Source organism: Neptunomonas qingdaonensis (assembly GCF_900113275.1).
In the GTDB taxonomy this organism is placed as follows: domain Bacteria; phylum Pseudomonadota; class Gammaproteobacteria; order Pseudomonadales; family Balneatricaceae; genus Neptunomonas; species Neptunomonas qingdaonensis.
On sequence record NZ_FOOU01000028.1, the window covers coordinates 1 to 9,735 of the forward strand.

The following is a 9,735-nucleotide window of genomic DNA, read 5'->3' on the forward strand; positions in this document are numbered from 1 at the left end:
TGGAGCGAAAGAAAGCGAGGCCTAGTAGGCCTCGCTTGGTAAAGCAATCAAAGACGAGATATCCGGTATCTCGTAATGCTGTTTTGCTTAAGTGAACAGTATTAGGCTCATAGCCTCTTTATCACTTACCAGAATGGGTACCGAAAGAAAGCGTCAGACAGGATCCTGCAGTTTTCCGGCATAGGCGCTTGCCATCATTTCCCACTGATTAAGGTGAGATTTAAGGCCCAGCCTATCAATGTACTTCATAGCCAACTGGCTGGACACAGAACAGCCAATGCCATTATTCACAGACGGCAAAAGCGCATCCGCTATATGCACAGCCGTTAATGGCTGAAAATCGCCGGAAGGACAACTACCCGGAAAATGATGGAATAACACGGCTTCTATCACTTTAGGTGGCAGATTCCATAAACCTAAAAGATAAGCACCCGCTTCAGCATGTGAAACACCTATATTCATTTTTTCGACAACATATAAAGGCTGTGAAAGGTCCGAGGCTTTATTCATGACTAAACGATATTCGTTCGGATCGTGCGAGGCCAACATTATCATGCCAAAATCGTGCAACAGACCCGCCAGAAAAGCTTGGCCTTGCATATGCCGGTCAGCTTTAACCGAACGACAGATATCCTGCGCAAACCTTGCCACCAGCATCGAACGACTATGAATTTGTGAAAAAGAGAAACTGGTCCATTCAGCGCTCTGTGGAAATGCCTCAAAAATATGCGACGCCAGGGTTAAATCACGTATCAGACGAACCCCCAAAATGGTAACCGCCTCATTCAACCGATAGATCTGCCGTTCCAATCCAAAAAATGCCGAATTAACCAACTGCAGCACTTTTGCCGACATCACCGGATCCCGCTCGACTATCTGTGCGATATCCCGGGCATTCGACTGACCGGAAAGCAGCGCAGTGTTTAACGCCTCATAAATATCCGGCAGAGACGGCAATCGCTCAATTCGCCCAATAAAATCTTTAATTTCAGGTTTACGAATAAGGCTGGCCACTTTTAACGCCTGCTCAACGGCGAGCGATATCTGTACATCAGTACAATTTTCGGGCAATGAAGAATGCGCGACTTCCGACACTCTCGCCGCTATCGCTGAAGACAAATTCCCTGTCACTGCAATTCGTACCGCGTCAGGCCTGACCCGGATAACCTGCATCAGCCCTGCAAGCACCTGTTCGGGATTCTCAGAAATGCCAATGATAATAATGTCGTAATGGTATTGCTGAATACGTTCAAGCATCGCTTCAGCAGTATCAACACGACTCACGGACCAGTTGTTTAAGTCAGCCACCGTGTTGATCTCTTCATCTTTGAGCGAAGCCGAGCGACAAACCAATATATTTTTGTCATGCAGCACCAGCTTCACTTTCGCATCCATCCCAAAAGCCCCTAACCTTAACCCTTAATAGAGTATTAATGTTTTTAATTCTATAAGTTTTAGTCAAGCATCTGCAGGCTGTCCACTAATTTTATGTAAATAAGGTTCATTAACCTTACTGAACACCGTAAACTACGCGTTTATTTCATTCACGTAGCAACGTCTTTAGAAATCATGCCAGATACTCAGCGAAAAATACTCGTTACAAGCGCACTTCCGTATGCCAACGGTCCTATTCATCTGGGCCATTTGGTTGAATATATTCAAACCGATATCTGGGTACGATTCCAGAAACAACGCGGCCATAATTGTACTTACGTCTGTGCAGATGACGCACACGGCACGCCCATTATGCTCAAAGCCGATCAACTCGGAATATCTGCCGAGACCTTGATCGCTCAAGTTAGCCAAGACCACCAACGGGATTTCTCCGGCTTTATGGTGGGATTTGATAACTACTATTCGACCCATTCAGAAGAAAACAAACACTTTGCTTCTCTGATCTATACACGCTTGCGTGATAACGGCCATATTGCCAAGAAAACCATTACTCAAGCTTACGATCCTGAAAAAGAGATGTTTTTACCGGATCGCTTCGTTAAGGGGGATTGCCCAAAATGCGGAGCGCTTGACCAGTATGGCGACTCATGTGAAAAATGCGGCGCAACCTACAGCCCTGTCGATCTGAAGAACGCTTATTCAGCTATCTCCGGTGCAAAACCGGTTGAAAAAGAATCTGAGCATTACTTTTTTAAGCTTGGCGACTTTGAAGCATTCTTACGCAGCTGGGTTGATAAACACGTCCAGACTCAGATGGTGCATAAACTCAATGACTGGTTTGAGTCAGGCCTGCAAAACTGGGATATCTCGCGTGATGCACCTTACTGGGGTTTCGAAATCCCGGACGCACCCGGTAAATATTTTTATGTATGGCTGGATGCGCCTATCGGCTATATAGCCAGCTTTAAAAATTGGTGTGACAAAAGCGGTATCGATTTCGATGAGTACTGGAATAAATCATCAGAAACAGAGCTTTACCACTTTATCGGTAAAGATATTGCGTATTTTCACACACTATTTTGGCCCGCCATGCTTGAAGGCGCCGGATTCCGTAAACCTAACGGTGTTTTCTGCCACGGTTTCCTGACAGTTGACGGACAAAAAATGTCCAAGTCACGCGGCACCTTCATTATGGCTGAGACATACCTCAATCACCTCCGCCCGGAGTACCTACGCTACTATTTTGCTGCCAAATTAAGCTCGGGTATTGATGATATTGATTTAAACCTTGAAGACTTTCGCATGCGCGTCAATGCTGATCTCGTTAACAAGGTTGTTAATATTGCATCTCGCTGCGCAGGCTTTATATACAAGTTGTTTGACGGAAAGCTCTCTGCGCAGTTATCAGCACCAGAGCTCTATCAGGAAGCGGTTAATGCTGGCGACTTGATTGCGGATTCTTATGAAAAACGAGAATTCGGACGCGCTATGCGCGAAATCATGGCATTAGCCGACAAAGCCAATCAGTATATCGACACAGCTGAACCTTGGGTGCTGGCTAAGCAAGAAGGCAAACAGCAGGAAGTGCAAGACTGCTGCTCAATGGGGATTAACCTGTTCAGAGTTATATGCACATACCTGGCTCCAGTCTTGCCTCAGGTTGCGGAGGATGTCAGAGCATTTTTGAACCTTGAGACACTGCTGTGGGATGATATTAAACAGCCGTTGACGAATCATGCCGTTAATAAGTTCAAACCCCTCATGCAACGCGTAGATGAAGATAAAATTGCCGCGTTAATTGAAGAGAGTAAACAAACAATGGAAGCGACGGCAGTAATTCAGAAAGCAACCACACCCTCTCCACTGAACGACGATCCTATCTCCGATACAGTTTCGTTTGATGATTTTGCCAAAGTCGATCTGCGAGTTGCCCTGATTGCCAAGGCTGAACATGTCGATGGGGCTAAAAAACTGTTACGACTCACACTTGATCTGGGCGGCGAGTCACGGAACGTTTTTGCAGGCATTAAATCGGCTTATTCTCCAGAAGACCTGGAAGGCAAATTGACCGTGATGGTGGCTAATTTAGCCCCACGCAAAATGAAATTCGGCGTTTCTGAAGGTATGGTGTTGGCTGCAGGCCCAGGAGGCGAAGATCTTTGGATTCTTGAGCCTCAGCAAGGTGCTCAGCCAGGTATGCGCATCAAATAAAGCACCTTACAGGCTCAATCTACTTAATAAATATAAAGGCCCACCCGGGCCTTTTTTATTCCCCCTGGTTCCTTGCTTGATAGCTTTTAGCTACCTTTTTAAAACCTCTAATGATGCTACAAAAAAGAGCAAGCGCACTAAAATCATTCACTTAGCTTTTATCTCTGGAAACAAATTCAAACATACTTTCTAAAAAATAAGGGTTTTCATCTACGTAGTATAGACGTTGTAATACCCGTTCATTTTTGGAAATATTGGTCATAGATAGGGTGTTTCCGTGAAAACAGGGTGTTTTTCAGATATCGGCTACACTGAAACAACAAAACTAGTCAGAAAAAATAAACAATAATAAAAACAGGTACGACCTTTGCATTATTCTCCACAGGGTGTTGCTGCACGCTGCAACACAAACCAGAACACTACAAAAATAATTTCACTGATCCCAGGAGGATTACTCTAATGATGAAAACGAGTTTGATTACCGCGGCAATTCTTTCAGTAAGCTTTGCTGGCCACGCCTTAGCAGAAGGAACATTGGATGCAGTTAAGGCACGCGGTATCGTGCAGTGTGGTGTAACCACCGGGCTAGCCGGCTTCTCAAATCCAGATGAAAAAGGCAACTGGGAAGGCTTGGATGTTGACGTCTGCCGTGCCGTTGCAGCTGCAGCATTGGGCGATGCGAAGAAAGTTAAATATATTCCTCTGACCGCAAAAGAGCGCTTTACTGCTCTGCAATCCGGTGAAATCGATATCCTGTCTCGTAACACGACCTGGACTCAAACGCGTGATACACAGTTAGGTTTAAACTTTGCTGGTGTGAATTATTACGACGGTCAGGGCTTTATGGTGTCCAAGAAACTTGGCGTTAGCAGCGCAAAAGAGCTTGATGGTGCAGCATTTTGTATCCAGGCAGGAACAACCACTGAACTGAACCTCGCTTCCTACTTCCGCCAACACGGTATGTCTTTTTCTCCTGTGGTATTTGATACATCAGACCAGACAGCTAAAGGGTTCGATGCCGGTCGTTGTGACGTGCTCACCTCTGACCAATCTCAGCTCTACGCTATTCGTATTAAACTTGAAAAACCTGATGACGCACTGGTTTTACCTGAAGTCATCTCTAAAGAGCCGCTAGGCCCTGTTGTACGCCAGGGTGATGACCAATGGTTTAACGTTGTTAAGTGGTCTTACAATGCGATGCTGAATGCTGAAGAGCTTGGTATTACTTCTGCCAATGCAGATGAGATGATGAAATCTAATAACCCTGAAGTTCGTGGCTTTCTGGGCCTCGAAGGGCCAAAAGGAGCAGGCCTGGAGTTAAATGACGATTGGGCTTACCAAATCGTTAAACAAGTCGGAAACTACGGCGAATCTTTTGAAAACAATGTTGGTATGAACTCGCCACTAAAAATAAGTCGTGGTCTTAATGCACTGTGGGTAAACGGTGGTTTACAGTACGCACCACCGATGCGTTAATCATTCTTAGTCGGGTATGGGGCCTTCCCCATACCCCGCTATTATTGATTCCTGATGGGGGAGATCAACACCCCCTTCTATAGGCTCTGTGGAGAATTCAATGTCGACACCTGATCGATCAAACAAAGAGAATTCTGCAACTCAATCCAGCAGTGGTAGTTTCTGGAATGATCCGGATAAACGCTCCCTGGTTTTCCAAGTATTGCTTGTCTTGGGGCTTGCAGCCGTATTCCTCTATATTATCAATAACACGCTAACTAACCTTGAGCAGCGTGGTATCACCACCGGTTTTGCTTTCCTTGATGTGGAAGCAGGTTTCGGTATTTTACAATCGTTAATTCCCTATACAGAAACGGACAGCTATGGCCGAACTTTCCTGGTCGGTCTGCTAAACACTATTCTGGTATCAGTACTCGGAATCATCGCAGCTACTTTTTTAGGTTTTTTCCTGGGCGTTGGCCGACTATCGAAAAACTGGCTGATATCTAAAGTCTGTACTGTTTATATCGAAATTTTCCGTAACATCCCTCTCTTACTGCAAATATTCTTTTGGTATTATGCCGTTCTGAGGACACTACCCAGCCCAAGACAAAGTATTGAGTTTTTGGGCAGTTTTCTCAATATACGTGGCTTATATATGCCGGAACTTGTTGGTACCGGCGGTTTTAATGTGGTTTGGATTGCTTTTTTTGCAGGCCTTGTAGCTACGTGGTTAATGAAGCGCTGGGCAGACAAACGCCATGATGATACAGGCCAGGAATTCCCTACCTTGTATGCTGGTTTGGGACTTATCTTAGGCTTACCTTTTATCGTATTTCTGATCATGGGGATGCCGTTAACCGTTGAACATCCTGAGCTGAAAGGCTTTAACTTTGTGGGTGGAATGGTATTAATTCCAGAATTGATGGCACTTTGGTTCGCTCTGACCATTTATACAGCCGCCTTTATTGCTGAGATAGTACGCGGAGGGATTCTTTCTGTGCCAGGCGGCCAGCTGGAAGCAGCCAGTGCTTTAGGACTTCCTCGTGGGAAGACTCTACGGTTTATTATTCTTCCACAGGCATTGCGTGTCATCATTCCTCCGCTCACCAGTCAATATCTCAACCTGACGAAAAACTCGTCACTTGCCACAGCCATTGGTTACCCTGATCTGGTATCTGTTTTTGCCGGAACAACCCTGAACCAAACTGGCCAGGCGATTGAGGTTATTTTCATGACCATGGCGGTATACCTGACGCTCAGCATCCTGACGTCAATCTTTATGAACTGGTATAACAGCCGTAAAGCCTTGATTGAGCGATAGGTGGAGATAAACTATGAAATATGATTTAGAACCCACCCTACCAGCCCCATCCAGCACGACTGGAGTGATCGGCTGGATGCGAAGAAACTTGTTTAGTAATGCAACAAACTCGATAGCCACACTGATTATTGGTTATTTTTTGGTAACCTTACTCGGTCCTGCTTTGCAATGGGCATTTATCGACTCCGACTGGTTTGGCGACTCACCCGCAGCCTGCACCAGTGGTGGTGCATGCTGGGCATTTATTACCTATCGCATGGATCAATTCATGTATGGGTTTTATCCGGAAACTGAATATTGGCGCATCAATATAACCTTTCTGATTTTTGCGGTAGCTATTATCTGGCTCGTTACAGATAAAACACCGTATAAAGGCTATGTCTCGATATTTGTTCTTTTCATCTATCCCGTCATCGCTTTTTATCTACTCTATGGTGGCAGCTTCGGCTTAGAGGTCATCGAAACGCACAAATGGGGTGGCCTGAGTCTCACACTAGTGCTTGCCATCATTGGTATTGTTGCAGCGATGCCTTTTGGCATACTGTTGGCGCTAGGGCGACGTTCTAATATGCCGATCGTTAAGGCATTCTCAGTTATTTACATTGAGTTTTGGCGTGGCGTTCCGTTAATTACCGTGCTGTTCATGGCTTCGGTCATGCTGCCTTTATTTGTTCCTGAAGAAATCACCTTCGATAAGCTGTTGCGAGCCCTGATTGGCATCATCTTGTTCCAGTCTGCTTATATGGCAGAGGTAATTCGTGGTGGTTTACAGGCTATTCCAAAAGGTCAGTATGAAGCGGCTGATTCCTTAGGGCTTAGCTATTGGAAATCAATGTCATTTATCATTCTTCCGCAAGCGCTCAAGATGATGATTCCGGGTATTGTGAACACCTTTATTGCACTGTTCAAAGATACTAGCCTGGTGCTTATCATTGGTTTGTTCGATATCCTGGCGATTGTTCAGGCAGCCAATAGTGATTCTGCTTGGCTAGGGTTTTCAACGGAAGGTTATATTTTTGTTGCTTTTGTTTTCTGGGTCTTCTGTTTTGGTATGTCACGCTATAGCCAAAATCTTGAGAAGCGTCTACAAACCGGTCACAACACGCGTTAACGACGTGGAGATAATTTTATGAGTACACAAGATGCACGCGAAGTATCCGATAAATTAATGATCGAACTTCGCAATATGAATAAATGGTATGGTGACTTCCACGTCTTGAAGAATATTAATCTGGAAGTTAAAAAAGGTGAACGAATCGTTATCTGCGGCCCTTCCGGTTCAGGAAAGTCAACGATGATCCGCTGCATCAACCGCCTGGAAGAACATCAGGAAGGCGATATAATTGTTAACGGCGTAGAGCTGACCAACAATCTTAAGAACATTGAAATTATACGTAAAGATGTAGGCATGGTGTTCCAGCACTTTAACCTTTTCCCCCATTTAACCGTTTTGGAAAATTGTTGCCTGGCCCCTATATGGGTGAAAAAAGAGCCACGCAAGCAAGCTGAAGCCACGGCAATGCAATACCTTGAACGCGTCAAAATACCGGAACAAGCGCTTAAGTACCCTGGTCAGCTTTCAGGTGGGCAGCAACAACGTGTAGCCATTGCTCGTTCTCTTTGTATGAACCCTGATGTTATGCTCTTTGATGAACCAACATCAGCACTCGATCCAGAGATGATCAAAGAAGTACTGGATGTTATGATTGAGTTAGCAGATGAAGGCGGTATGACCATGTTGTGTGTTACCCACGAAATGGGCTTCGCCAAAAGAGTGGCCGACCGTGTAATTTTCATGGATGCAGGGCAGATCATAGAAGAAAATGAACCGCATGAATTCTTCAACAACCCTCAACATGAACGTACTCAGCTATTCCTCAGCCAGATAATTCAGCACTGATCAATAGCATTCACATCAAGGCGGCCAAGGGGCTAATGCTGTTCACTTAAGGATTGAATTTGATTGAATAGCCCTAGAAAATCCGATTAAGCTTTTTTCTTAATCGGATTTTTTTGTGTCTATTCAGCAGTTACTTCTCAGCATCGATGAACTCCATTCATTCTCAAATCACTCGACCTTCACCCAGAATATTCCTGTTGAATGGATCGAATCCGCATTAACCCTTTCTTCAAAAGCTAGCATCAGGCGGCGACGCTTACCTGAAGATCAAGTTCTTTGGCTAGTATTAGGTATGGCTCTTTTTCGAAATGAGGCGATCGAAGAAGTAGCTAGACGCTTAAATATTTGTTCGGAAGGATTAGCATCAGAGCAGCTCCTTGCCAAGAGTGGCGTATCTCAAGCCAGGCAGCGCCTTGGTTCTGATCCTATGCACTGGCTTTTCCAGCGTACAGGTGAACATTGGGCCAATGAGCGATTTGCTCAGGATGATTGGCAAGGGCTGCAAGTATTGGCTATTGATGGTGTCGTTTTTCGCACCCCGGACACTCCAGAGTTACGAGAACACTTCGGTAGCGCCAGCAATACAACAGTCAAGCAAAGCGCCTATCCGTTATTGCGTTGTGTCGCTCTGATGAATACTCATTCTCACATTATTCTAGATGCTCAGGTTGGAAGTTATCGGAAAGCTGAAACACCATTAGCTGAAGTCATGTTAGATAAGATTCCTGATCGCAGTATCACACTCTTAGACCGAAATTTTTGGAGTGCCAATCTCATGCACACATTGATGAACGGGGGGAATGAGCGACACTGGTTAATCCCCAAACGTAGCAATACTATGTATGAGGTCATTGAAGAATACGGAGACGGCGATGCATTATGGCGTATGAAAGTCTCCCCACAAGCTCGCAAGAAGAACCCCAATCTGCCCGAATACTGGGATGTACGAGCCATAACCTATGACGTTCAGGGTAAAGCTAAGACAGTACTGACATCACTCCCCATCAGCGACTACCCAGCTGACCAGATTGCTCAGCTGTATCATCAGCGCTGGGAAATTGAGCTGGGATTTCGTGACATCAAATCTTCCATGCTCAGCAACGCCATTACGTTGCGCAGTAAGAAAGTCGATTTAATCTACCAAGAAATGTGGGGGATGTTACTGGCATACAACATCGTGCGCCGAGAGGCTAGTCATGCGGCTGCATCACATGGTCAACGAGCGAGCGATGTGCGTTTTAAAATGGCGTTTACTTACATTGCTTCTAACTTGATCGTGATGGCAGCAGCAAAGCCAGAATCGAAGACAGGAATGCGCCTTAAGGAGCTAAGGTCTGGGGTGTGTAATTTGTTTTTGGAGCGAAAGAAAGCGAGGCCTAGTAGGCCTCGCTTGGTAAAGCAATCAAAGACGAGATATCCGGTATCTCGTAATGCTGTTTTGCTTAAGTGA

General features: G+C 45.2%; 7 protein-coding genes. 6 read left to right on the plus strand and 1 reads right to left on the minus strand.

Annotated features, from left to right (window positions below; translation table 11 throughout):
• Positions 1 to 153: 153 nt before the first annotated feature.
• Positions 154 to 1,395 (minus strand): HDOD domain-containing protein, encoded by a 1,242-nt coding sequence (locus tag BM099_RS20125; protein ID WP_090731085.1) that lies wholly within the window; start codon positions 1,393 to 1,395, stop codon positions 154 to 156.
• 174 nt (positions 1,396 to 1,569) lie between these two features.
• Between BM099_RS20125 and metG the strand changes: the two genes are divergently transcribed.
• From metG to BM099_RS20155, 6 genes are all read left to right on the plus strand, one after another.
• A complete protein-coding gene (gene metG, locus BM099_RS20130) occupies positions 1,570 to 3,606 on the plus strand; it encodes a methionine--tRNA ligase (RefSeq protein WP_090731087.1) in 2,037 nt (678 codons plus the stop codon).
• Positions 3,607 to 4,068: 462 nt separating this feature from the next.
• A complete protein-coding gene (locus tag BM099_RS20135; protein ID WP_198064041.1) occupies positions 4,069 to 5,082 on the plus strand; it encodes an amino acid ABC transporter substrate-binding protein in 1,014 nt (337 codons plus the stop codon).
• Positions 5,083 to 5,182: 100 nt separating this feature from the next.
• Positions 5,183 to 6,385: an amino acid ABC transporter permease gene (locus tag BM099_RS20140; RefSeq protein ID WP_090731091.1), complete on the plus strand. Its 1,203-nt coding sequence runs from the start codon at positions 5,183 to 5,185 to the stop codon at positions 6,383 to 6,385.
• 13 nt (positions 6,386 to 6,398) lie between these two features.
• Entirely contained in the window at positions 6,399 to 7,496 is a 1,098-nt protein-coding gene (locus tag BM099_RS20145) for an amino acid ABC transporter permease (protein WP_090731092.1), read from the plus strand.
• An 18-nt stretch (positions 7,497 to 7,514) separates the two neighbouring features.
• Complete coding sequence (locus BM099_RS20150; RefSeq protein ID WP_090731094.1) at positions 7,515 to 8,285, plus strand: amino acid ABC transporter ATP-binding protein; 771 nt, start codon at positions 7,515 to 7,517, stop codon at positions 8,283 to 8,285.
• Between the two features lie 121 nt (positions 8,286 to 8,406).
• Positions 8,407 to 9,735, plus strand: coding sequence for an IS4 family transposase (locus BM099_RS20155; protein WP_090726155.1), 1,329 nt, complete (start codon positions 8,407 to 8,409; stop codon positions 9,733 to 9,735).